The organism is Amycolatopsis thailandensis, assembly GCF_042723255.1.
GTDB lineage: Bacteria > Actinomycetota > Actinomycetes > Mycobacteriales > Pseudonocardiaceae > Amycolatopsis > Amycolatopsis thailandensis.
In genome coordinates this window covers 50,476-74,468 of the sequence record NZ_JBHXJK010000024.1, presented here as the reverse complement: position 1 = coordinate 74,468, position 23,993 = coordinate 50,476, and the positions used below count along the sequence as shown (strand labels likewise).

General features: G+C 68.5%; 21 protein-coding genes. 11 read left to right on the top strand and 10 right to left on the bottom strand.

The genetic code is table 11. The annotated features are described in order from the left end of the window. Window positions 1-9 precede the first annotated feature (9 nt). Window positions 10-1,452, top strand: a complete 1,443-nt coding sequence (locus ACFWMR_RS12460; protein ID WP_378378424.1) for a M1 family metallopeptidase — start codon at window positions 10-12, stop codon at window positions 1,450-1,452. 461 nt (window positions 1,453-1,913) lie between these two features. Here the strand turns inward: ACFWMR_RS12460 and ACFWMR_RS12455 are convergent, their stop codons facing one another. Genes ACFWMR_RS12455 through ACFWMR_RS12445 form a run of 3 tightly spaced genes read right to left on the bottom strand, consistent with a single transcriptional unit; the run spans window position 1,914 to window position 4,906 of the window. Continuing rightward, entirely contained in the window at window positions 1,914-2,891 is a 978-nt protein-coding gene (locus ACFWMR_RS12455; protein WP_093935405.1) for a LysR family transcriptional regulator, read from the bottom strand. Then, a complete protein-coding gene (locus tag ACFWMR_RS12450) occupies window positions 2,888-4,201 on the bottom strand; it encodes a purine-cytosine permease family protein (protein ID WP_378378423.1) in 1,314 nt (437 codons plus the stop codon). The genes ACFWMR_RS12455 and ACFWMR_RS12450 overlap by 4 nt, the downstream gene beginning before the upstream one ends. Before the next feature lie 3 nt (window positions 4,202-4,204). Next, complete coding sequence (locus ACFWMR_RS12445; RefSeq protein ID WP_378378422.1) at window positions 4,205-4,906, bottom strand: tRNA-dependent cyclodipeptide synthase; 702 nt, start codon at window positions 4,904-4,906, stop codon at window positions 4,205-4,207. Window positions 4,907-5,106: 200 nt separating this feature from the next. Here ACFWMR_RS12445 and ACFWMR_RS12440 point away from each other — a divergent pair, with 200 nt between their 5' ends. The 3 genes from ACFWMR_RS12440 to ACFWMR_RS12430 all read left to right on the top strand — a co-directional run bounded on the left by ACFWMR_RS12440 (window position 5,107) and on the right by ACFWMR_RS12430 (window position 6,970). Beyond that, entirely contained in the window at window positions 5,107-6,060 is a 954-nt protein-coding gene (locus ACFWMR_RS12440) for a LysR family transcriptional regulator (RefSeq protein ID WP_378378421.1), read from the top strand. Window positions 6,061-6,151: 91 nt separating this feature from the next. Beyond that, entirely contained in the window at window positions 6,152-6,502 is a 351-nt protein-coding gene (locus ACFWMR_RS12435) for a rhodanese-like domain-containing protein (protein WP_093935409.1), read from the top strand. A 27-nt stretch (window positions 6,503-6,529) separates the two neighbouring features. Continuing rightward, window positions 6,530-6,970, top strand: coding sequence for a thioredoxin family protein (locus ACFWMR_RS12430; RefSeq protein ID WP_093935425.1), 441 nt, complete (start codon window positions 6,530-6,532; stop codon window positions 6,968-6,970). Here the strand turns inward: ACFWMR_RS12430 and ACFWMR_RS12425 are convergent. Continuing rightward, a complete protein-coding gene (locus tag ACFWMR_RS12425; RefSeq protein WP_378378420.1) occupies window positions 6,952-7,749 on the bottom strand; it encodes an alpha/beta fold hydrolase in 798 nt (265 codons plus the stop codon). The two genes, ACFWMR_RS12430 and ACFWMR_RS12425, sit on opposite strands and share 19 nt — an antisense overlap. Here ACFWMR_RS12425 and ACFWMR_RS12420 point away from each other — a divergent pair. Next, window positions 7,748-9,190: a M1 family metallopeptidase gene (locus ACFWMR_RS12420; protein WP_378279871.1), complete on the top strand. Its 1,443-nt coding sequence runs from the start codon at window positions 7,748-7,750 to the stop codon at window positions 9,188-9,190. The genes ACFWMR_RS12425 and ACFWMR_RS12420 overlap by 2 nt on opposite strands. A 602-nt stretch (window positions 9,191-9,792) precedes the next feature. Here the strand turns inward: ACFWMR_RS12420 and ACFWMR_RS12415 are convergent. Next, entirely contained in the window at window positions 9,793-10,995 is a 1,203-nt protein-coding gene (locus ACFWMR_RS12415) for an FAD-dependent monooxygenase (RefSeq protein ID WP_378378419.1), read from the bottom strand. 62 nt (window positions 10,996-11,057) lie between these two features. Here ACFWMR_RS12415 and ACFWMR_RS12410 point away from each other — a divergent pair, with 62 nt between their 5' ends. Together ACFWMR_RS12410 and ACFWMR_RS12405 are read left to right on the top strand one after the other, a co-directional pair. Next, window positions 11,058-11,366, top strand: a complete 309-nt coding sequence (locus ACFWMR_RS12410) for an antibiotic biosynthesis monooxygenase family protein (protein WP_005165349.1) — start codon at window positions 11,058-11,060, stop codon at window positions 11,364-11,366. Beyond that, window positions 11,359-12,174 carry an SIR2 family NAD-dependent protein deacylase gene (locus ACFWMR_RS12405; RefSeq protein ID WP_378378418.1) on the top strand — a complete coding sequence of 272 codons (816 nt, stop codon included), beginning with the start codon at window positions 11,359-11,361 and terminating at the stop codon, window positions 12,172-12,174. Before ACFWMR_RS12410 ends, ACFWMR_RS12405 begins: the two co-directional genes overlap by 8 nt. Before the next feature lie 263 nt (window positions 12,175-12,437). Here ACFWMR_RS12405 and ACFWMR_RS12400 read toward each other — a convergent pair whose 3' ends face one another. Next, on the bottom strand, window positions 12,438-13,466 hold the full coding sequence (locus ACFWMR_RS12400) for an endonuclease/exonuclease/phosphatase family protein (protein ID WP_378378417.1): 1,029 nt from the start codon (window positions 13,464-13,466) through the stop codon (window positions 12,438-12,440). Between the two features lie 136 nt (window positions 13,467-13,602). On the opposite strand from ACFWMR_RS12400, the gene ACFWMR_RS12395 reads away from it, so the two are divergent. Next, window positions 13,603-14,580 carry an ATP-binding cassette domain-containing protein gene (locus ACFWMR_RS12395; RefSeq protein WP_093935415.1) on the top strand — a complete coding sequence of 326 codons (978 nt, stop codon included), beginning with the start codon at window positions 13,603-13,605 and terminating at the stop codon, window positions 14,578-14,580. Beyond that, the gene (locus ACFWMR_RS12390; RefSeq protein ID WP_093935416.1) at window positions 14,577-15,377 is read left to right on the top strand and encodes an ABC transporter permease; all 801 of its coding nucleotides are present in this window, start codon (window positions 14,577-14,579) and stop codon (window positions 15,375-15,377) included. The genes ACFWMR_RS12395 and ACFWMR_RS12390 overlap by 4 nt, the downstream gene beginning before the upstream one ends. Window positions 15,378-15,432: 55 nt before the next feature. Here ACFWMR_RS12390 and ACFWMR_RS12385 read toward each other — a convergent pair whose 3' ends face one another. Then, complete coding sequence (locus tag ACFWMR_RS12385) at window positions 15,433-18,615, bottom strand: BTAD domain-containing putative transcriptional regulator (RefSeq protein ID WP_378378416.1); 3,183 nt, start codon at window positions 18,613-18,615, stop codon at window positions 15,433-15,435. Between the two features lie 196 nt (window positions 18,616-18,811). On the opposite strand from ACFWMR_RS12385, the gene ACFWMR_RS12380 reads away from it, so the two are divergent. Together ACFWMR_RS12380 and pcp are read left to right on the top strand one after the other, a co-directional pair. After that, entirely contained in the window at window positions 18,812-20,227 is a 1,416-nt protein-coding gene (locus ACFWMR_RS12380; RefSeq protein ID WP_378378415.1) for a M1 family metallopeptidase, read from the top strand. Window positions 20,228-20,486: 259 nt separating this feature from the next. Then, window positions 20,487-21,122, top strand: a complete 636-nt coding sequence (gene pcp, locus ACFWMR_RS12375; protein WP_093937983.1) for a pyroglutamyl-peptidase I — start codon at window positions 20,487-20,489, stop codon at window positions 21,120-21,122. 81 nt (window positions 21,123-21,203) lie between these two features. Here pcp and ACFWMR_RS12370 read toward each other — a convergent pair whose 3' ends face one another. From ACFWMR_RS12370 to ACFWMR_RS12360, 3 genes are read right to left on the bottom strand one after another with little or no spacing between them, the layout of a single operon-like run. Continuing rightward, entirely contained in the window at window positions 21,204-22,988 is a 1,785-nt protein-coding gene (locus ACFWMR_RS12370) for an Hsp70 family protein (RefSeq protein ID WP_378378414.1), read from the bottom strand. A 60-nt stretch (window positions 22,989-23,048) separates the two neighbouring features. After that, the gene (locus ACFWMR_RS12365; protein ID WP_378378413.1) at window positions 23,049-23,387 is read right to left on the bottom strand and encodes a helix-turn-helix domain-containing protein; all 339 of its coding nucleotides are present in this window, start codon (window positions 23,385-23,387) and stop codon (window positions 23,049-23,051) included. Window position 23,388: 1 nt separating this feature from the next. Beyond that, complete coding sequence (locus tag ACFWMR_RS12360) at window positions 23,389-23,754, bottom strand: type II toxin-antitoxin system RelE/ParE family toxin (protein WP_378280270.1); 366 nt, start codon at window positions 23,752-23,754, stop codon at window positions 23,389-23,391. Window positions 23,755-23,993: the final 239 nt, after the last annotated feature.

The window sequence follows — 23,993 nt, the reverse complement described above, 5'->3', positions numbered from 1 at the left end:
GGCCCGTTCATGACCGTGCGGATTCGGTGGCAAGAGCCACTGTGCACCGCGTTGCTCGCCACCACGATGATCGGCACGTGCCAGGCTTCGGCGGCGGCTCAGCCGGCACCCGGCAGCGACGGGTACGTGCACGTCTCGCCCGATGGCACCGTCCTCGGCCCCGATTCTTATTACCCGAAGGACGGCAACGGCGGCTACGACGTCGACAAGTACTCGCTCGCGCTGGACTACGCGCCGTACTCGATGCTGTTGAGCGGCAAGGCGACGATCACCGCGACGGCCACTCAGGACCTGAGCCGGTTCGACCTCGACCTGCGCGGTCTCACCGTGCGCTCGGTCTCCGTCGACGGAGTGGCCGCGACGTTCCGGCGGGTCGGCGAGCACGAGCTCGTGATCACCCCGAAGACCCCGTTGGCCGCGGGCAAGCGGTTCACCGTGGTGGTCGGTTACGACGGGCGGCCGGAGCCGCTCACCACGGCGCGGGGCCGGGTCGGCTGGCTGGCCACCTCCGGCGATTCCGCCGTGGCCACCGGCCAGCCGCGGTCGGCGATGACCTGGTTCCCGGTCAACGGCACCGAAGTCGACAAGGCGACCTTGCGTGTCTCCGTCACCGTCCTGGACGAATTCGCCGTGGTGGGCAATGGTTTCCAGGTCTCCGACGTGCCGTCGGGCCTCGGACGGCACACCGTCACCTGGGCGGAGGACACCGCCCTCGCGCCGAGCACGGCGATGCTCGGCATCGGACGCTGGGAGGTCGAGCGGATCACGCTTCCCGGTGGCCGGACGGCGATCAACGCCTACCACCCGTGCGCCGTCGACAAGCGCAAGATCGGCGGGCGGCTGCCCGAGGTGCTGGAATTCCTCACCGGGAAGTTCGGCGACTACCCGCAATCGGCGGCGGGCGGCCTGTTCCTCGACCGTTCCCTCGGCTACACGCACGGCGCGCAGACCCGGCCGGTGTACGGCCGCACGGCGACGATGGCCGATCTGGTGTACGCCACCGCGTATCAATGGTGGGGCGCCGGGGTGACCGGCAAGATGTGGCGCGACACGCTGATGCCCGAGTCCATCGCGCAGTACGCGGTGTGGCTGTGGGACGAGGCCAAGAACGGCGCCGATCTGGACCGGCGATACCGCGAAACGGTGACCAAGGTGAGCGAGGACCCGGCTTTCTGGGCGCCGAAACTCACCGATCCGGGCAAGGGCGCCGAGTTCGCGCCCACCACCAAGGCGGTGCTGATGGTGCACGCGCTGCGGCGGCTGATCGGCGACGAGGCGTTCTTCCAGATCGTGTCCGGCTTCCCGGCGATCAACCCGCAGGGAAACCAGAACTGGCACGACTTCGAGCTCTACGTCTCCGCGATGACGCAGCGGGATCTCGGCGAGTTCAACGCCGCGTGGCTGGACGGCACGGTGCGGCCGCCGGACGCGCTCCTGTATCCCGGACGGTGAGCGCTTGCCCGGCGGCGGGCCGGTGACCTGAGCCTCCCTTCGCCTCGGCGCCGGAGATCTTCGTGAGCGGCGAGGTCCGTGAAGGCCTCCTTCCCTACTTTCAGGGTAGGGAAGGAGGCCTTCACGGCTTGGTGCAGGTCCCGGGCACGCGGTCCCGGCACGAGAGCGTCGCGAAAGCCACTTTCGCAACACTGGGCGCCGGACAGCACCGGGCCGAAGGGGTCGTGCTCGGTAAGGACGGCCAGTGGCGGCAGAACATAGTCGTCCCTGACGGGTGCCAAGTCCGTGAAGGCCTCCTTGAGGGACTCTGGGTCCCTCAAGGAGGCCTTCACGGACCAGTGCCCGGCGGTGATCAGCGCGGTGAAGGGGACATTTTCCTCGCGTGGGCGTCGGAGTCCCGGGGCCGACGCGTGCGGGCGGGCACGCCACCTTCGCCTTATCTCCGAATAGGGGGACCGTCCTTACCGCTCACGCTTGTCCAGGTAGGCGGCATAGACCGGCGCCTTCCTCGCCTCGGCCCAGTACGTTTCGACCACGGCGGAGATCAGCTCGTCCCGCCGCCCGGCGACGAAGGTCTCCCGATTCCAGGCGAGAATGTGCCTGCGCGGCAACACATCCCCGCGAAGCGGCCGGGTCACGATGCCGTCGTCGCACGGATCGCAGATCGGCTGCGACAGGCCGATCGCGCCGGCCTTGACCACCAGAAGCGCCACCTGCTGCGAAGTCACCTGATGACTGACCGTCGGGCTGAAGCCGTGCCCCGCGCAGGTGTCGGCGAAGTACTTCGTGAACGTGGCCGCCGAGGAATCGGACACCATCACCCACGATTCGTCCCGCAGCTCTCGCAGGTCGATGCTTTCCCTGCTCGCCAGCGGATGGTCTCTCGGCAGCAGGACGAAGGTCGGCTCGGTCGCGACCACCGCGGTGTCCACGCTCGCCGGTATTTCGAGCTCGTAGCCCGGGTAATCCTTGACCAGCCCCAATTCCGCGCGCCGCTGGGCGAGCAGCGGCAGCAGCCGCTCGGGGTGGTCGTCGTGCACGACCTGCACTTCGGAGACTTCCGGCCAGAGCCGGCTCACCAGTGACGGCAGATACGCGACCAGCGCGCTGGCCACCGCCACCACCCGGACGACGTCGGGTGGGCCGCTGGGACAGACGCGCTGCTCGATGTCTTCGAGCAGTTTGTCCAGCTGTGGCAGCAAAGCGGCGGTGCGGCGCAACAACAGTTCGCCCATCGGTGTCGGTTTGGCACTGCCCTCGCTCCGGTCGAACAACTGGTAGCCCAGCATGTTCTCCAGCCGTTTGAGTTGCGCGGACACCGCGGGCTGGGTGACACCGAGAGCGATCGCGGCACGGGAAAGACTGCCCGTGTCCGCGATCGCCCGGATCACCCGCAGGTGGTGGACATCCAGCTGTACGACGTCGAACTCCTTTGTCACGAACGGGTTTTCGACCCGCCGGAAGAAGTCATCGCCGCGGGAACCGCCGCGGCCGTGGTCCGTCTGCCGAGAAGAATATACAGGAGAAAAGCACCGAGAACGGAGTTCACCGTGGCGATTCCCCACGGCAGCCAGATCCCGACCGCGGCCCCGGCCGCCCAGCAGACCAGCGCGCCGGGCACCCAGGTCGGGCACTTCGACGGCAGTTCCCCGGACGCGCGCGTGGCCTCCAGATCCGGTTTCCAGCGCCGCACCACGTAGTACTCGGCGATCACCACCCCCGCCACCGGCGGCGTGAGCACACCGACCCAGGTCAGGAAGGTGGTGAAGTGATCGAGGATGCCGATCGCGGAGAGCACCGTGCCGAGGCCGCCGAGCAGCAGCGTCGCCGTCGTGCGGTCCAGCCGCCGGGACAGCAGCACCTGCACGGTGTTCACCAGCCCGAGCGAGGACGAGTAAAGGTTCCAGTCGTTGATCTTCAGGATCGCGGTGACCAGGATCAACGTGCCCAGCACACCGGACGACGACGTGATGATCCCGACCACGTCGGCGCTCTTCGCCGCGTGCGCGAGCAGGACGCCGATCAGGCCGATCAGGTACTGGCCGAGGGTGACGCTGACCAGCGTCTGCTTCACCACGTCGGACGCTGTCCGGTTGAACCGCGTCATGTCCGGGGTCATGATCGCGCCCATGATGAACGCGCCGGCCACCAGCGTGGTGCCCTGCGCCAGCGACATCGACGGCCCCGGCGGCGGCTCGGTCGTCAGCGTGGACAGCGAATGGCCGCTGAGCGCGGAGACGATCGAGTATCCCGCCAGCGCGAGGAAGGCGGGCACCGTGAGGTACGCCGTCCAGGCCATCGCGTGGAAACCGAACACGACGATCGCGGTGACCAGCGCGCCGCCCGCGAGCGCCCACACCCACACCGGCGGGCCGCCCATCAGGGCGTGGAGGCCGTGGGCGAACACGTCGTTCTGCACCCCGAACCAGCCGGCCAGGCTCAGCGTCATGAGGAGCCCGACCAGCGAGGACCCGCCGGTGCCGAACCCCGTCCAGCGCGCGAGCACCGACGTCGACAGCCCTTCCCGCGTGCCGGCGACACCCATCAGGATGGTGATGATCTCCAGCAGCACCGAACCGATCGTGATGGCCAGTACCGCGTCCCAGAACGTCATCCCGAACCCGAGGACCGCGCCGAGCAGGAACTGGTGGAACGAGGACACCTGCCCGAACCGTTGCAGCGCGACGGAAACCCAGGAATAGCGGCGCTCGGCGGGTACCCGGCGCAGGGAGAAGTCGTCGTTTTCCACGCCTCACTCCACCCGTTCCGAGACAGCCTGCTCCGGAACGGCCTGTTCGAGGACGACGAAGCCCTGCCCCGGCAGCGGCCGCCACGAGAGTTCGCCGCGGTAGAGCCGTTCGAGGAACGAGACCCGCTGGTGATAGGCGAACACGGAACTGCCGACGCCCGCCACCGCGACGGTGCCGACGAACATCGGCAACTCGGCCAGGAAGTACCGGACCGCGCTGCGCAACTGGTCACGGGTGGGGTGTTCGCCTTCGGGCAGCCGCCGGTCCAGCACCCAGTTCGTGGCGCCGAGACACTGCTCGGCGAACTCCGGGTCCAGGGCGAAGCGTTGGTGCGCCTCGGAAAGCAGGCCGAGATACGCGGGATCGGCTTCGAGCGCCGCGGCGTCCAGGATCAGGGTGTTCGGATCGGAAGGGCAGACCTGCAGCAGCGCCCGGACGATCTTGTTGCGCGTGTAGTTGCCTTGCCGCTGCGCCTTCTGCGCGGCACGAGCCGGGTCGTAACCGAGCGCTTCGAGGGTGAACGCGGACGGGCCGTCCGGGACGAAGAAATGGAAACCATTGAAAGCCGACATGGCCCAGCGGGCGAGATCGGCGATCCGTTCCACCGTGAAATAGCTGTTGAACGGGCTGATGCCGATGCAGACGTGCTCGGCTCGCGCGAGTGGATCAGCGCAATGCTCCGTGAGCGGCAGTGGTCGCAGCAAGACGGCTCCTGATTAGCGGATATGCGGGGAGAATGAGGCGTCGACCGAACGTAGCCACGGCGAGTGACCCCCGGTATTGCCGACCGTGGTTGTCATCGCGTTATAGGAATTCGAGAGATCTTTCGCGCGTACGCGACAACGGTGAAATCGGCGCGACCTTCGGGGGTGCCGGACACGCGCGGAGCGCGGTATACGAAGTCATGGAGATTCAGGTTCGGCATCTTCGAGTGATCTGCGAGATCGCTGCCTCCGGAAGCCTCAACCGTGCCGCCGCCGGACTCGGGCTCGGGCAGCCCGCGCTCAGCCACCAGTTGCGCCGGATCGAGCGGATGGTCGGCGGTTCCCTGTTCCACCGCGACCAGCACGGGGTGCGGCCCACCGAACTCGGCGCGCTGATCCTGCGGCGGGCCAAGGCGATCGTCCTCACCTTCGACGAGCTGGAGCACGACTTCCACCGGCAGGAACCCGAGGTGGGCGAATCGATCAGGATCGGCTGGAACGACAGTGCCATCACGGGTTCGCTGCTCGCCGGGCTGCGCGATCTGAGACCCGGGGAACCGTTTCGCACCCGCGCGGACACCTCGCGCACCCGGCTGCTCGCCCAGGTCGCGAACCGGGGCATCGACCTCGCGCTGATCATGATCTGCGGCAGGCGCGGCCTTCCGGTGCCGCCGGAGGTGCGGACCCTGACCCTGGTCGAAGAACCGTCGTTCGTCGCGGTGCCCGCGGAACACCCGCTCGCCGGTGAAGAGGAGATCGAACTCACCGAACTGGCCGGTGAGGACTGGATCGTGTCGAGCGGCGGCGACGGCTGCCGGGTGGTGTTCCGCGAAATGTGTCTCGCGCACGGTTTCGACCCCCGGATCACCCACGACGTCGACATCGACACCGCGCGGGAAGACCTGGTCAGCGGCGGGCACGGCGTCGGGCTGGTCCAGCCGACCAGGCCGCCGTCGGACGGCCTGTCCATCCGGCCGCTGGCGGGCGCGCCGATGTGCGTGCGGCACGTGCTCGCCTGGCGGGAGGACGGCCCCTGCGCGCCCGGTGTCGCGGAGCTCGCCGGCGAGGCGACGGCCGGCTACTGGCGGCTCGCCGAGCGGACGGCGCCCTACCGTGGCTGGCTGCACCGTCACGGCAGGCTGGCCGCCGGATAACCCTTCGGCATGTCGAGGCGGCACTAGATCGTGTCCCGAGAGACGGCCGACGATGGAAATCGTCAATCGAGGTCGTCTGAGAAGGGGCACCATGCTGCCGTTGATCACTCGTACGGAATTGCTCTCCCGAATGGAGGCCGGAACGGTGGTCGTGGTCGACACGATGCCGGTCGCCTATTTCGAAAAGGAACATCTTCCGGAAGCGCGCAACATTCCGGGATTCCCCTACGAACAGGCCGCCGAATTCACCGACCAGCTGGCACCGACGGTACTTCCGGACAAGACGGCCGCGATCGTCGTCTATTGCGCGAACACGCCGTGCCGCAACAGTGAATTCGTGGGGCGGCGGCTGATCGAGCTCGGGTACAAGAACGTCCGTAAGTACCGCGAAGGCATCGAAGACTGGGTCGCCGGCGGACTGCCGACCGGGTCGTCGTCCTGAGTGGACTTTCCCGCGAAGGAGATTGTCTTGTCCAAGACCAAACGGTTCGTCTGCGTGCTGGCCGGTGTGCTGGCGCTCATCACCGGTTTCGGCAACGGCGCGGCCTCCGCCGCGCCGTCACCGGCGGCCGAGAACGTGATGACGGTGACCTCGGGCAACTACGCCGAAGTCATGGACATCTCGAAACAGAAGCTGGTCATCATGGACTTCGGCGCCACCTGGTGCCCGCCGTGCCGCCAGATGAAACCGGTGATCGAACGGCTCGCCGGTGAGTACGGCGGCAAGTTCCTGCTCGGCGAGGTCGACGTCGACCAGAGCCGGGACCTGTCCACCAAGTACAACATCCGCTACCTGCCGACGCTGGTCGGTGTCCGCAACGCCGCCGAACTGCCGTCCGCGCGGAACATCGGCTACCCGGGCGAGACGAAGCTGCGCGCCTGGATCGACGCTCAGCTCGCCAAGCGCTGACCCAGGACGTCGGAGAGAAACGCTTCGACGGCACCGAGGTAGGTCTCCGGTGCTTCGTCGTGCACCACGTGCCCGGCGCCTTGGACGACGATATGCCGTCCAAGGCCGCCGGGCACGCGCGCGGCCAGTTCGGCCTGCTGGCCGTGCGGCATCGCCGTCCGCTCGCCTTCGATCGCGAGCAGCGGGCATTCGACGCGCTCGACGAATTCCCAGAAATCCCGGCGACCCCATTCCGCCGCGATCTCGTAAAGATCGGAAAGCGACGCGATCAGGTGATATCCGTCTTCCCGTTCCTCGACGCATTCGATGAAATAGTCGCCGGTGTCGCCGAAGAATTCGCGCACGTGGGCCAGTGACCGGAACGGGACCGGCCAGGATTCGAAGTAGCCGCGCCAGGTGTCCACGGTCCGGCCGCGCTGATCCGGCGCGAAGTCCTCGCAGACCACGGCGCGGACGAGTCCGGGATGCGTGGCCGCGGTGACCCACGCGTGCAGGCCGCCCATGGAATGTCCGATCAGGACCGCGGGTTCGTCGAAGGTCCGCAGCACCTCGGCGACGTCTTCGGCGAACCGCTCGGTGCGCCAGGTCCCGCCACGCGGTCCGCGACCGTGACCGCGCGCGTCGAGGCCGTGGACACGCCCGTACGGTTCGAGCCTTCGCGCGACCCGCCACCAGGTCGTCGCCCTGCCCATCAACCCGTGCAGGAGGACGATCGGCGGGCCTTCACCGCCGAAAGTGATCAACCCGTCGCGCTCGATCACCACTAAGCTCCCCTCCATGCGCAGCCGTGTCCCCGCCGCCAGTCTGGTCCTGGGGGTCGTCTGCGCCCTGATTATCGGTTGCAGTGCCGATCCTCCCCCGGCCGCGCCCCCTCCACCGCCGCCGATGCATCCGGCGCCGGGCGCGGCGGGCGCGGGCGATCCGTACTACCCGATGGACGGAAACGGCGGCTACGACGCCGTCGAATACCAGGTCGGGATCACTTACGACCCCGCGAAAGGGCGTCTCGACGGCGACACCACGGTGATCGCGAAGGCGACCCAAGACCTCGATCGGTACAACTTGGACTTACGCGGCTTGACCGTCCAATCCGTCGAAGTGGAGGGGAAACCGGCGAAGTTCGCCCGCGAGGGCGAGTTCGAGCTGGTGGTGACGCCCGCCGAGCCGATCCGGAACGGGACCACCTTCCACACGAAGGTCCTCTACGGCGGCGACCCGTCGGCGACGCCCAAGGCGGGCGGCAGCGAGAACGGCTGGCAGAAGTCCAAGGACGGCGGCGCGTTCATCGTCGGCGAGCCGCATTCGGCGTCGTTCTGGTATCCGGTCAACGAAACCCCGCGCGACAAGGCGATGTTCACCCTCACCGCCCGCGTGCCGGACGGCTGGACCGTCATCTCGAACGGCCGCGAGATCCAGAAGACCTCGGCGAACGGCTGGTCCACGACGTCCTGGCAGGAGCGCACGCCCGTGGCGCCGTACCTGACCACGGTGGCGATCGACAAGTTCACCGTCGACCGGATGGCGCTCCCGGACGGGACGCCGCTGGTCAACGCGTACGCGCCGGGCGCGGAGGACAGGCGCGACACCGGCAGGCGGCTGCCGGAGATCATCGGCTTCCTGACCTCGAAGTTCGGGCCGTACCCGGTGGACGCGGCGGGCGGGATCTACCTCGACGAGGACATCCACTTCTCGCTGGAGACCCAGACCAGGCCGACGTACGCGAAATGGGCCGACCTGATCACCGTCGTGCACGAAACCGCACACCAGTGGTTCGGCGATTCGGTGACGTTGAACTCGTGGTCCGACATCTGCCTGAACGAATGCTTCGCGTCGTACGCGCAATGGCTGTGGCAGGAATCGCGGGACAACGAGAACCTCGACGACCGCTACCGCGCCGCGCTCGAAATCATGCGGGGCAGCAAGGATTTCTGGACGCCGAAGCTGGTCGACATGGGGGTCGGGCAGGAATTCCACGGCGTCTACGACAAAGGGATCCTGGCCATCCACGCGCTGCGGCGGAAGATCGGCGAAGGCACGTTCGCGCGGCTGCTGAAGGAGTGGCCGGCGGCGTACCGGAACGCCAACGCGTCGTGGCCGGATTTCGAGGCGTTCACGATCAAGCTCGCGGAGCAGGATCTGCGGCCGTTCTTCGACGCGTGGTTCCACGGCACGACGATCCCGCCGGACGCCGAACTCCTGCCCGGCACCCTCCGAGGCTGATCCCGGACGCGGCGCGTTTTCAGGTGGCGTGATCGAGTCTCCTGCCGGGCAGGGCTTTCGGCGGCCGGCCCTGCACTGGTCCGCGGGAGCAGATCACGACTTCGACCGTCCACATGAGACACTCTTTCCAGCCGGAACGCCCGTTTTGGGCACTTTGCGCGGCTTTGCGAAGGGGTCGTGAGTGGCAAGGATGGTTCTAACCCTCTTTATCACTCACGACCCCACGCAGAACAGCCCATACAGGCATGAATCGGACGCTCAACTGCCGCTAAGTGGCCCATGTGGACGCTTGGGCCGCCCGCCAGTCCGGTCCCCGCCCTCAAGGCAGCGAGGAAACGCCTGCTCGGCAGGATCGACCTGCCATATTCGCCTGTGAAGGGCGGGTCCCCGGACCGGCGCGTTCAGTCCTCTGAATGCGGTTGAGGGCGAGCTGGGCTGTCCGTGAAGGCCTCCTTGCCTACCCTCAAGGTAGTGAAGGAGGCCTTCACGGAACGCCTGGTCGTCACAGGCGCCCCAGGGACCTCGGCGGTCACCGTCGAAGCACACGCGGCTGAGCGAAGGAAACTCGGCCTTCCCCCTCCTCGCACCCGAGACCAGCGCGTTTAGTCCTCTGAATGCGGCGTGGGGTAGTCCGGCAGGTCGATGCCGTTCACCACGTCCCGCATCTTCCGCGAGGCCAGCGCGGCGACCGGCTTCAGCCGCATCACCCGCAGCATCAGGTACCGCATCCGCAGCGCCGTCCGCGACTTCGCGAAGATCGACTCCGCGTTCGCCCGCCCCATCTCCTGCGTCTTCTCGACGAACTCGCGCATCACCGCTTCGTAGCGCTTGAGCCCGCCGTCGAGGTCGGCCGCGAGTTCCCCGGCGAGGACGTACGCGCCGACGAACGCCAGGCTCGTGCCCTGCCCCGAGAGCGGCGACGGGCAGAAGGCGGCGTCGCCCAGCAGTCCGATCCGGCCGCGCGACCACGACTCCATGATCACCTGCGCGCACGAGTCGAAGTAGAAGTCGGGAGCGTCGTCCAGCCGCTCCAGCAGCCAGGGCGCCTCCCACTCCATTCCGGCGGCGAAACCCCGGACCAGCTCTTTCTGCGCTTCGACGTCGCGATAGTCGTAGTCGACCTTCTCCGAAGCGAACCCGAAGTAGGCCATCGCCTCGTCACCGTCACGGATGCCGCGGATCCCGGCGGACCGGCCGACGTCGTCGAAGCCGATCGCCCAGTTCCGCAGGCCGAGCCGGTTCGGCACGGTGAAGAACGCCAGGTAGGCCCCCAGGTGCCGGACGTAGCGGGACTCCTCGCCGAAGGCCAGCGCCCGCACTCCCGAATGGAGTCCGTCCGCCCCGATGACCATGTCGAACGTCCTCCGGGAACCACCCGCGAAGGTGACGTCGACGCCGTCGGCTCGCTCGTCCAGCGCGGTGATCCGGTCGCCGAAGACATACTCCGTCGTCTCCCGGGTGGCCTCGTACAGCACATCGGTCAGGTCGCCGCGGAGGATCTCGATCTCGGCGACGACGCCGTCGCCGTCGAAGTCGTCCGCGCGGATGGTGGCCTTCGTGCGGTTCTTCCGGTCGACCAGCGTCTCGCCCTTGGTGTCCGTGCACGCCTCGCGGATGCGTCCGTCCAGGCCCATCCGGCGGGCGACCTCCTTGGCCGTTCCGCGCAGGTCGACGGCCTGACCGCCGGGTCGCGGCGAAGGCGCGCGCTCCACGACGGTCACCTCGAAGCCGTACCGGGTGAGCCAGAAGGCCAGGGCCGGGCCGGCGACGCTCGCTCCGGAGATGAGGATCTTCGTGTCAGCCATCCCCTGGAAGGTCCCACGCATCACATCGCGGCGCAAAAGACTTTCACCGTAGGGTGGACGGCATGGCTGTCGTGAAGATCAACGCGATCGAGGTCCCCGAAGGCGCAGGCCCCGAGCTGGAGAAGCGGTTCGCCGCCCGGCTGCACGCCGTCGACAATCAGCCCGGTTTCCTCGGCTTCGAACTGCTCCGCCCGGTTTCCGGCGAAAGCCGCTACTTCGTCTACACGAAGTGGGAGTCCGAAGAGGCCTATCAGGCGTGGGCGTCCGGCCCGGCGCGTGAGGCGCACGCGGGCGAGCGCGCGAAGCCGGTCTCCAGCGGCGCGAACCTGCTGGAATTCGAGGTCGTCCAGGCTTCGAAGCCGGGTGAGTGAGCTCGAACGAGCCGCGGAACTGATCGACGGCGCCGGCGCGCTGCTCGTCTGCGCCGGCGCCGGGATGGGGGTCGACTCCGGCCTGCCCGATTTCCGGGGTGACGAGGGTTTCTGGAAGGCGTATCCGCCGTACGAGCGGCTGGGCATCAGCTTCGTCGAGCTCGCCGACCCGCGGCATTTCGCCGAAGATCCCGAGCTCGCCTGGGGCTTCTACGGGCATCGGCTCGCGTTGTACCGCGCGACCCTCCCGCACGAAGGGTTCCGTCTCCTGCTGTCCTGGGGAGCGGCCAAACCCGGCGGCACGCGCGCGTTCACGTCCAATGTGGACGGACAGTTCCAGAAGGCCGGGTACCCGAACGTCGCCGAAGCACACGGGTCCATCCATCATCTCCAGTGCCTCGACCGGTGCACCGGCGAGATCTGGCAGGCGGACGACATCGAAGTCCCGATCGACGAGGACACGATGCGTGCGCCGGCACCGCTGCCGTCGTGCCCGCGCTGCGGCGGCCTCGCCCGGCCCAACATCCTGATGTTCGGCGACTACGACTGGCTCGGGCAGCGCAGCCAGGCCCAGCTCGACGAGCTGAACGCGTGGCGCCGGAAGCATCGCGACCTCGTGGTGGTGGAACTCGGCGCCGGCCAGGCCGTCCCGACGGTGCGGCGCTATTCGGAGCTGGCCAGCGCCGCGACCGGCGCGCTGGTCCGGATCAACCCGCGCGAGCCGCAGGTTCGGCACGGCCGCGGCGTCTCGCTCGCGACCAACGGCCTCGAAACCCTCACGGCACTGGACTCCCTGCTCGCCTCGTGAGTGGTAAGGACGGTTCTGACGACCAAAACGCTCACGACACCTCTGCCTCACTTTCGCGTGACCGGATGGACGGCACCTGTGATCAGACGGACGACACACGTGACCGGACGGACGACACACGACGGGGACTCGGCTGGCGCCGCGTGTCGTCCGTCTGATCACACGAGCCGTCCACCCAGTCGCGTGTGTCGTCCGTGCGGTCACGCGAAACCCGCCGGACGGTAGGTACTCAAGACACGATCGGCTCTAACCGTCCTTACCACTCACGAGGACGGCAGGACGACCTCCGCGTACACCGCGTCGTGATCGCTGCCGGGCATCTCCAGCACCTTGAAGTCCGCGATGGCCGTCCGTTTGTCCGCCAGCACATGGTCGATCGGCACCGGCGGCACCATCCCGTTCGTCCAGGTGCCCTGCAACGCCTTCCCGAGCTGATCGGCCGCGTCCACGTATCCCCTGGTCAGCAGCTCACGGAAGAGCGAGTGGTCGAGGCTCGCGTTGAAGTCGCCCGCCAGGATCCGGATGTCGTGCTCGGCGTCGGCGTAGGGCAGGTCCTTGGCTTCGTCGACCCACACGTGCCTGTCCCACATCGGCGCCGCCGGATGGACCGCGACGACCTCGATCCGGACGCCGTCGCCGAGGTCCAGGCTCGCGCTCGGCTGCTTGTAATCCGAAGCGCCGCTCAGCTTCAACGGCGTGAGCGGGTACCTCGACACCAGTCCGGAGCCCGACGCCCACTCCGCCGGATGCAGGACGCGGTACGGCAGGAGCTGGAACAACCCGGCCCGGTCGAGCCCGGCGATCGCCTCGGGTGTCATCTCGGTCAGGCTCAGGACGTCGACCTGGTGTTCCTTCACATAGCCGACGATCCGGTCCGGATCCGCCTGCCCTCCGAGCATGTTCGACGCGAGCACTCGGACATGCTTGCCACCGAGCGCTTTCTGCTCACCTCCGAATGCCCGGGGCAGCACCAGCGCGGCGATCGTGCAGGTCAGCACCAGGGCGACGGCCGCGGTCCACCAGCGGTGGAGGCCCAGCGCGAGGACGCCGAGCACGAGTGTCGCGATCCCGGCGTACGGCGTCAGCGCGAGCGCGGCGATCGTGTACGTGTTGCCGTCGTAGCCCACCAGCCGCATCGCCGTCAGCACCGCGAACGGGACGACCGCCGCGATGAGCAGCCCGCTGACCAGCTTCCGCCCGGCAGCCCGACGCGCCGCCGGACGGACCGGCCGTTCTTCGATCACCATGACGTCGAGTATGCCGATCGAGCGTGCTGTGACGGCGGTCTCCACAAGACCTCCACAACCTCCTCACACCGCGTCTACCAGCGCTTATCAGTTCCTGTCAGGTTCTGTCAGCGCGCTGTGCGCGGTCTGCCAGGCCCGGGGTGCACCTTTGTCCGCGGGGCGAGATCCACAGGAGGAAGCGATGACTCACGCGATCAGGGCCGAGGGCCTGGTCAAACACTATGGGGAGACGAAGGCGCTCGACGGGGTCGATCTGGAGGTCCCGGCGGGCAAGGTGGTCGGGGTGCTGGGGCCGAACGGCGCGGGGAAGACGACCGCCGTCCGGATCCTGGCCACCTTGATCCGGCCGGACCGCGGCCACGCGAGCGTCTTCGGCTACGACGTGGTCAAGAACCCGATGGCCGTCCGCGGCATGATCGGGCTGACCGGGCAGTACGCGTCGGTCGACGAAGACCTCTCCGGCACGGAGAACCTGGTCCTGATCGGCAGGCTGCTGGAGTTCTCCAGGGCGGACGCGAAGAAGCGCGCGGCCGATCTGCTGGAGCGGTTCGAACTGACCGACGCCGCCGGGCGCGCGATCAAGACCTACTCGGGCGGGATGCGGCGGCGGCTCGACCTCGCCGCGAGCCTGGTCGGCCGTCCCAAGGTGCTGTACCTGGACGAGCCGACCACCGGCCTCGACCCGCACGCCCGCAACGAGGTCTGGGCCGTGGTCCGGACGCTGGTCGCGGACGGGACGACGGTGCTGCTCACCACGCAGTACCTGGAGGAGGCCGATCAGCTGGCCGACACGATCACCGTGTTCGACCACGGGCACGTCGTGGCGAACGGGCGGGCCGACGAACTCAAGCGGCGGACCGGCGGCCAGACGTTGCAGGTCCGGCCGACAGCGCTCGCCGATCTCGACGCTGTCGAGCGCATCCTGGCCGGGCTCACCGGGACCCGGCCCAACCGGGACGACGACACCGGGCTGCTGACCGCGCCCGTCGCCGACCCGGTCCTGCTGTCCACTTTGGTCCGCAAGCTGGACGAAGCCGGGATCACCGCGGACGAGCTGGCGCTGCGGCTGCCCAGTCTCGACGAGGTGTTCCTCGCGCTGACCGGCAAGAAGACCGATGAGTCCACAAAGGACACGACTCCGGAAGGGAGCCTGGTATGACGACCATCGCCGCACCCGCACCACCACGGCGCGTTTCACTGGCCGGCAGTGCCAGGCACGGGTTCTCCCTCGCCTGGCGCGGGATTCTCAAGATCCGCAAGAACCCGGAGCAGCTGGCCGACGTCACCATCGCGCCGATCATCTTCCTGGTCATGTTCGTCTACCTGTTCGGTGGCGCGATCATGGGCAGCACCGAGGGTTACCTCCAGATGATCGTGCCCGGCATCATGGTGTTCAACATCCTGCAGGCCAGCATGACCGTCGGCGTCCAGCTGAACACCGACGTCACCAAGGGCGTGTTCGACAGGTTCCGCGCGATGCCGATCGCGCGGTCCGCGCCGCTGATCGGCGCCGTGCTGGCCGACATCGTGCGCTACCTGGTGTGCATCACCGTGCTGATGATCGTCGCGACGATCATGGGTTACCGGATCCAGACCGGTCCGGCGGAGTTCGTCCTGGCCGTCGTGCTGGCGATCGCGTTCGCCCTGTCGTTCTGCTGGGCCTCGGTGTTCGTCGGGATGCTGGTGAAGAGCCCCGGCGCGGTGCAAGGCCTGATGTTCGTGGTGCTCATGCCGCTGACCTTCGGCAGCAACGTCTTCGTCCCGACCGGCACCATGCCCGGCTGGCTGAAGGCGTGGGCCGACATCAGCCCGGTGACGCAGATGTCCGACGTGCTGCGCGGGCTGATGAACGGCGGCGCCATCGCCGGACCGCTGACCGGCTCGCTGATCTGGATGGCGGCCGCGATCGCGGTCTTCTTCCCGCTCGCCACGTGGGCTTACCGGAAGCGCGTCTGACCGGGGGTAAAGGGGGACGGGGGCTTTCCTCGCGGCGACGCGAGGAAAGCCCTCTTCAGCTTGCTTCGGAGCTGACCCAGGAGAGCACCTCGGACCTGGGCAGTCCGGCGTCCTGCGCGAGCAGTGCTTCGTACCGTTCCGCACCGAAGTGTTCGCGGAGGTCCTCGATCAGCTGCCGGATGCCGGGCTCGCCGAGGTCCAGCTTGCCGCGGATGAGTTTCGCCGCGCCGAGCAACCGGACGGCGCTCTCGGGCCGGCCCTGGCGGAACCGGATCAGGGCGAAGAGCTCGACGATCCGGCCGAGGTCGGGCATGTCCGCGCGCTCCGTCGTGGACTTCACGACGATCGCGGCCCCTCGCTCGGCCTCCTCCAGCTCTCCGGCCGCCAGCGCCACCTCCGCGTCGATGAGCCCGCCGAACTCCTCGCCGAACAGTCCCGGCAGCGGCACCTCCGCCATCAGCTCCCGGAACCTGGCGGCGGCCGCGCGTGCCTCGGGCACGCGTCCGGCGCGGCTGTACAGGTCGGCCTTGCCCACCAGCACCATCACCGCGAGCTGGTTGTTTCCCGTGTCCGTCGCGTACTGCTCCGCCTCGCGGATTTCGCGCAGTGCCGTGTCCAGGTCACCGGCCCGCGCGTACTCCGTGGCGAGCCGCCAGCGCTGTTGGATCACGTCGTCCTGTGAGCCCAGTTCGAGTGCGAGGGCGAGCCCTTGCCGGTACAGCGCGAGCGCGGCCTCGTGATCGCCCGACATCGAGATGTCACTCGCCTTCATCCCGACAGCCATCGCGGTGCCCCAGCGGTCACCCACGGCCGAGAACCCGGCCAAGGCGTTGTCCCTCGCCCGTTCGGCGCCTTCGGGGTCGCCCTGGTCGGTGAGCACGAAACTCTGCGCCCACGACCCGGCGGCGCGCGCCCACGGGTCTTCGCTCGACAGCACTCGCTCCACCTCCCGTAGGGCGAGTTCCCGGTTCTGGCAGAAGAACGCGAGCATGGGCAGGCCGATGGCCAGGCCGGCGAACCGGGTGTGCGCGTTCGTCCGCACGCATTCGTCGATGAGTTCCTGCACGGCTTCGGGGTCGCCGACGCCGGGGATCATCGCGGTGATCTCGCGCATCGCCCGGAACGCGGCCGCGAAGTCCTCGTCGAGACGGTCGCCGAAAGCGAGCACTTCGACGACGAACGACTCGACCCGGTTGCTGTCCCCCTTGATCAGCCAGTACCAGAAGACGCCGCCGAACAGATGCGTCGCCATTTCCACGTCACCGGAGTCGATGGCCTGCCGGAGGGCCGTCACGATGTTGCCGTGCTCGGCGTCGTAGCGGGAAATGGCGGTGAGCTGGTCCCTGGTCCGCAGCAACGGCTCCAGCCGCTCGGCGAGCTCGGCGTAGTAGCGGTGATACGCCTTCGTCAGCTGTTTTCGTTCGCGGGCGTCGTCGAGACGCTCCGCTCCGTACGCCCGGATCGTCTCCAGCATGCGGTAGCGCGGCTCGCCGTGATCACCCTTCGTAGCGTCCACAATGGACTTTTCGACGAGCGAGCCGAGGACGTACATGACGTCTTCGGCGAGCAGACCGTCCCCGGCACAGACGCTTTCGACCGCTTCGACTTCGGCACCGGCTCCGAAGACCGAAAGCCGCCTCGCGAGCACGCGTTCGGCGTCGTCGAGCAGGTCCCAGCTCCACTCGACGACCGCGCGCAGCGTGCGCTGCCTCGGCAAAGCCGTCCGGCTGCCGGAGGTCAGCAGGCGGAACCGGTCGTCGAGGCGCCGCGAGATCTGCGCGACGGTCATCGACCGCAGCCGCGCGGCGGCCAGTTCCAGCGCCAGCGGCATCCCGTCCAGCCGTCGGCAGATCTGCGCGACGTCGTCCACAGTGGACTCGTCGAGGACGAAGTCCGGGCGCACGGCCACCGCCCGGTCGACGAACAGCCGGATCGCGCCCGCCTCGGCGGCCTGCGGGACGGTCGGTTTCCCTTCCGGCACGGACAACGGTCCGAGCGGGCACAACGTCTCGCCGTCGATGGCCAGCGCCTCGCGGCTCGTCGCGAGGATCCGCAGGGTCGGCACCCGGCGCAGCAGGGTGTTCGCCAGCTCCGCGGCCGCGTCGACCACATGCTCGCAGTTGTCCAGCACCAGCACCGATTCGCCGGCGCCGAGCGTCTCCACGACCCGGACCAGCGCCTCCACCGGCCGTCGCATCGGGTCGCCGCTGTGCGAGAGACCGAGATCCCACAGCTCCAGCGCGGCGAAGACCGCGCCGGGCAGGTCACCCGGATCTCGGACACCGGCGAGCGGCACGAACCACACCCGCCCACGCGTATGCGCCGGATGCCGCGTCGCCACCTCGGTGGCCAGCCGTGTCTTCCCCGCGCCGCCGGGCCCGACGAGCGTCACCAGCCGCGCGCCCGCGAGGAGTTCGGCGACCAGTTTCAGCTCGTCGTCGCGGCCGACGAAGCTGGTCAGCCGCACCGGGAGATGATCCGCGGCCGCAGGTGGCGGGCCGAGTTCGCCGCGCAGCGCGGCGAGGTGGATCTCCTGGAGTTCGGCCGAGGGGTCGACGCCCAGCTCGTCGGCCAGTGCCGTCCGCACCTCCTCGTAGAAGGCGAGGGCGTCGGACTGCCGGTCCGCCGCGCACAACGCCCGGATCCACAGCCCGGCGAGCCGCTCGCGCAGCGGATTCCGCGCGGCCGCTTCCTTGAGATCGGCCAAGACCCTGTCGTGCCCGCCTAGGCGGATCTCGGCCTCGAAGCGGTCTTCTTCGGCTTCGAGACGCAAATCCTCCAGCCGGGTGGCCGGCGCTTGCGCGAACGGAGCGTCGAGAACGTCGGACAGCGCTTGACCACGCCAGAGGCCGAGCGCCTCGGCGAGGATCGCGGCCGCACCGGCGTCCCGGCCCGCCGTCAGTTCCGCGCGCCCCTCGGCGGCGAGGCGCTCGAAGCGGCAGGCGTCGACGTCCTCACGGGCGACGTCCAGCCGGTAACCACCCGAACCCGAGTCGAGGGCGACTCCCTCCGCACGCAGAACCTTCCGCAACCGCGAGACCAGTGATTGCAGCGCGTTCGCGGCGTCGGCGGGCGGTTCCGCGCCCCAGAGACCGTCGATGAGCGCCGAGGCCGGAACGGCGCTGCCGGGCTCCAGCGCGAGCCTGGCCAAGAGCATGCGGAGGCGGGCACCGCCGATGTCGACCGGGGTGCCGTCACCGGCCTCCGCTCCGACCGGACCCAGCAGCGTCACACGCACGGACCCCAGCTTTCCAGAACACGCAACCGGATACCCCGTCCAGGCTGTGTCTCGCGAAGCACGCGGCCGGGTTCCGTACCCCTTCCAGGCGACGGAAGTGGGGATTATCCGGGCACGAGGGAGCTTTCCGGGCGACCGGCCGAGGTCACGGCGTTACGTTCGGGGCCTGAACACAGCCGATCGACTGGGAGCGTGAATGAGGTACCGGAGCGCGGCAGTCATCGCCGCCGTCCTGGCCGCGAGTGTCCTCGGTGGCGGGACCGCCCTCGCCGACACCGGCAAACCCGGCGCCGACGGCGCGGGCGACAGCTACTACCCGCAAGACGGCAACGGTGGCTACGACGTCGCCGACTACAACCTGAAGGTCGGCTACGAGCCCGCCACCAAGCAGCTCACCGGCCTGCAGACGATCACCGGCCGGACGACGCAGTCGCTGAGCTCGTTCAACCTCGACCTGCGCGGGCTGACCGTCGACTCGATCAAGGTCAACGGGCGGAAAGCGACCTTCACCCGGACCGGCGACCACGAACTGGTCGTCACCCCGGCCCGTCCGCTGCGAAACCACGAGCGGTTCAGCGCCGAGGTCGCCTACCACGGCGTCCCGGAGCCGATCCAGGATCCGCTGCTGGGTGAGAACGGCTGGCAGTACGCGAAATCCGGCGGTGCTTTCGTCGCGGGCGAGCCGAAATCCGCGACGACCTGGTATCCGGTCAACGACACCCCGCGCGACAAGGCGACCTTCCACCTCGCGATCACCGTTCCCTCGGAATGGGGCGTGATCTCGAACGGCGTCGAGCGCGGACAGGTCAAGAACGGCAAGAACACCACCTACACCTGGGCCGAAGAGACCCCCGCCGTGCCGTACATGACGACGGTCGCGATCGACAAGTGGGAGTTCGAGCGGACGAAGCTGTCCGACGGCACCCCGGTCGTCAACGCCTACGCCCCCGGCACCCCCGCCGCGACCAAGCAGGCCGAGGCACGGCTGCCGGAGATCATCGACTTCCTCGCGTCGAAGTTCGGCCGGTACCCGGTGGACGCGGCGGGCGGCATCTTCCTCGCCGAGCCGATCGGGTTCTCGCTGGAGACGCTGAGCAGGCCGATCTACTCGGGCGCGGCGGGCAACGTCCCGACGATCGTGCACGAGAACGCCCACCAGTGGTGGGGCGACTCGGTCGCCGTCGACAAGTGGAAGGACGTCTGCCTCAACGAATGCTTCGCCTCGTACGCGGAGTGGATGTGGTCAGAGGCGAAGTCGGGCCAGGACCTGAAGGCGCGCTACCTGAGCGCCGTGCAGAAGGCGACGGACCGGTTCTGGGCCGGGAAGCTCTACGACATGGGCCCCGGCAACGAGTTCACCTACGTGTACTCGAAGGGCCCCGTCGCGCTGCACGCGCTGAAGAACTACATCGGCGCGGCGCCGTTCGACCGCATCCTGAAGACGTGGCCCGCCCGGCACCGCGACGGCAACGCGAGCCTGCCGGAGTTCCAGAAGTTCGCCGAGCGCGTCGCGCACAAGAACCTGCAGGGTTTCTTCGACGCGTGGTTCTACGGCAACACCAAGCCGGCGCCCGAGTACCTCTACCCGGGGGACCTCAAGCCCGCGGCCTGACGCGAGTGGTTCTCGTGAGTGGCAAGACCCGAGGTGAAGGGGACTTTCCTCGCATGCAATGAGGGGAAAGTCCCCTTCACATCACTCGTCACCGCCGAACGCCGGTCCGTGAAGGCCTCCTTGAGGGAGTCTGGGTCCCTCAAGGAGGCCTTCACGGACTTGGCACCCGACCGGACGCACCTTTGCCTCACCCCTCAAGAACCGGCTTTGCCACTCACGAGCCCCAGCCGGAGGTGTGTCACACGTTAGGGTGAGGGGCATGACGTCTGTGCTCCTCACCGGCTTCGAACCGTTCGGCGGTGAGCGGGTGAACCCGTCGTGGCAGGCGGTTTCCCTGCTCACCGGTCGGCGGCGCGACACGGTGGCCGTCGAGCTGCCGTGCGTGTTCTCGCGTTCGCTGGTCACCTTGCGCGACGCGATCGACGAGTACCGGCCGGAACTGGTGATCTGCGTCGGGCAGGCGGGCGGCCGCGCCGACGTCACCCCCGAACGGGTCGCGATCAACCTGATCGACGCCCGCATCCCGGACAACGCCGGCTCGCAGCCTGTCGACGTCCCGGTGATCCCCGGCGGGCCCAGCGCCTACTTCACGACCCTGCCGGTGAAGGCGAGTGTCGCGGGGATCAAGAACGCGGGGCTTCCCGCGTCGGTCTCGCACACCGCCGGGACGTATGTGTGCAATCAGGTCTTCTACGGGCTGATGCACTTGCTGGACAACGATTTTCCCGGCGTGCGCGGCGGTTTCGTGCATATTCCCTACACGCCGGAGCAGGCCGCGCGGACGACGGCGCCGAGCCTGGCCACGCATCGCGCGGCGGAGGCGCTGGAGATCATCGTGGACACCGCGCTCTCGGTCACCGAGGATCTCTCGACGCCGGCGGGCACCCTTCACTGATCACGGTTCGGCCTCCGGAAATGTCATGAAAGGGTCGTTCAGGACATCATTTGTCCTGAACGACCCTTTCATGACATCCGGTCAGGGCTTGAGCTGCGCGGTGAAGAACTCGACCATCTCCGCGGTCGTCCGCGTGGTGCCGTCGTTCCGGGTCGAGACGAGCATCGCGGTCAACGGCGCGTCTTCGGTCCCGAAGAGCACGATGCCGCTTCGCTTGCCGACGCCCGCCAAATAGCGTCCTCGCAGGCCGTCGGCCGCCCAGGTGCCTTCCACGGGCTTGCCCTTGGTCATCTGCTGCCGGACGCCGTCCTCCAGCCCGGTCATCGCGACGCCCTGGTAGTAGTTGATCGCGTTAGACGCCTTGTCGTCCTTGAACACACAGGTGACCGCGGTCGCCGCGCCCACCGTGGTCGCCGCGTCCGGCGCGTCCCGGCAGTCGTCCCGCTGCGGGATGACGGCGGCGATCCGGCGAAGGCAGTCCGTGAACCCCTGCGCGTCCTTCACTCCCGGCTGATCGCAGCTCACCTGCTTCACCGGGGCGGGCCCCTGCGCCGCGACAGGCTGCTCATCGCCGCCGCTGAGCAGGACGATCGTCGTCACGATCGCCGCGAGGGCGAGCCCGATGACGCCGTACGTCGTGGGCTTCTGCCAGTTCCGGCCCGGCGGGGGCGGCGTGGGTGGCGTCCAGCGCGGTGGCTGCGGGCGGCGGGGCGGCTGCTGTTGTACGGGCTGTTGCTGAACGGGCCGCTGCCGCACGGGCGGCGCGACCGGCGCGAAGGCGGGCACCGTCAGCTGGGAGTCCTCGCCGCCCGCGGGCACGTGATGCAGCCCGAACGCGACCGCCGTCTCCGGCTGGTCCTGCGTCGTCGGCGCGACCCTGAGCTGGTTCGCCAGCAGGCTCGCCAGCAACGGCATCCGGCTCGGCCCGCCGACGAGGTAGACGCCGCCGAGCCGGTCCGGGGACAGCCCGGCGCGGTGGATCGTGGCGGCCAGGAGTTCGGCGCTGCGCAGGAAACTCGGCCGGACGAGCGCCTCGAGCTCCATCCGCGTCACCCGCACGTCGCCGAACGGCTCCGGCATCGGGATCTCGGTCTGCTGGTGCCGCGACAGGCTTTCCTTGGCGTCACGGACATCCTGCAGCAACGACCGGCGCGTCCGGCGGTCGCTGACCGACTGCGGGCGCAGGATCCGTTGCCACCGCGCGGGTTCGGAATGCGACACCTCGCGGCCGATGTGCACCAGCAGCGCTTGGTCGATGTCGAGGCTGCCGAGATCGGGCAGGCCGTCCTCGGCGAGCACCGCGAACCCGTGGGCGCTGACCCCGACGACAGCGCAGTCGAATGTGCCCGCCCCGAGGTCGTACACCGCGATCGGACCGGGCGGCCGGTGACCGTGGTTCAGGGAGGCGTAATGCGCGGCGGCGGCGACCGGCTCGGGGATGAGCACCGTCGTGCCGAATCCGGCCTTGAGCGCGGCATCGTGGAGGATCTGCTTGCGATCCTGGCCCCAGCCCGCGGGATGGGAAATGCGCACCTGGGCGGGCCGGCGCTGGAGGATCAGCTCGGCCTCTTCGCCGACCCGGCGCAGGACCGCGGCGAACGCGTCGGCGATGGGGAGCGTGACGTCACCGAGCTGCAGCGCGACCTCGTCGATGCGCCGCTTCGGATTCGCCTCGAACCGGCTCGGATCCAGCCTGGCCCGGCGTTCGGCGTCGCGGCCAACGAAGACCGTGCCGTCCTTGTCGACGTAGATCGCGGACGACATCGTCACCGATCCGTCGATCTCGACGACCTGCGTCCCTCTGCCGTGGATCGAGAGCACCCCCACCGTGCTGGAGGTACCGAAATCGATCGCCAGAACGTCCACCTGACCCCCTCCCGGACCCGAGGGCATCGTCTCACGTGATGATCAGGCGGCCGGGACGGGTCAGACGGCGGTGGAAACGGTGACGTCGTGATCGTCGAAATCGGCCACTACCCGCATCCGGCCGCCCAAGGCGCCGATGTACCTGCGAAGGGTGTCCAATTCCATCTGGCTCGGATCGCCCTGCTCGAGCTGGCTGATCCGCGGCTGGCTCACGCCCATTCGCTTGGCGACCTCGGTCTGACTCAGCCCTACTTCTTCGCGGAGTCGCGACAAGCGAAAGCCGAGAACGTAGGCCTGCGTGGCTTCACGCGCCTTGGACCGCGCGGCTTCGACGTCGCGGCCCGCGTCCAGATCCGCGGCGAGCTTTTCCGCCTTGACCTCTTTCCAGGACCGACCCATTTCAGCCTTCCTCCATCGCGTCCAGATGCCGCCGGTATCGCTCCTCCGCGATCGGGATGTTGATGTCGTACCACCGTTTCCAGTTTCCGGCCTTGTCACCGGCCACCAAGAGCACTGCCTTCCGCGCCGGATCGAAGACGAACAAGATCCGGATCTCGGACCGTCCCGCTGACGCCGGGCGCAACTCTTTCAAGTTGTGCCTGCGCGAGCCGCTGATCCGATCGACCAGTGGCCGCCCGAGCCGCGGTCCCTCACAAGCGAGCATGTCGATCGCCTCTTCGACTCTGTCGGCCGTAAGCGGTTCTTCCCGGCACAGCGCTGTGAACCAGCGATCCACCTCGTCGTGAAGTTCGATCTCCCACGTCATCAGTCGACCATAATGTAGACCTTATATCGATCGGGCCTCGAAGACCAGGGTTCCCACGAAAGCGCGCTTTCGGTTGCTAGACACGAACGGGTGCTCCGCAGACGCGAGTCCCGCCCCTGATCACGCGAGTCCCGGCCCCAAGCACGCGAGTCCCGCGCCTCATCACATGTGTCGTCCGTCTGATCACATGTGTCGTCCATCCACGCACACGCGCTGTCCGTGCGGAAAAGGCGAACTCG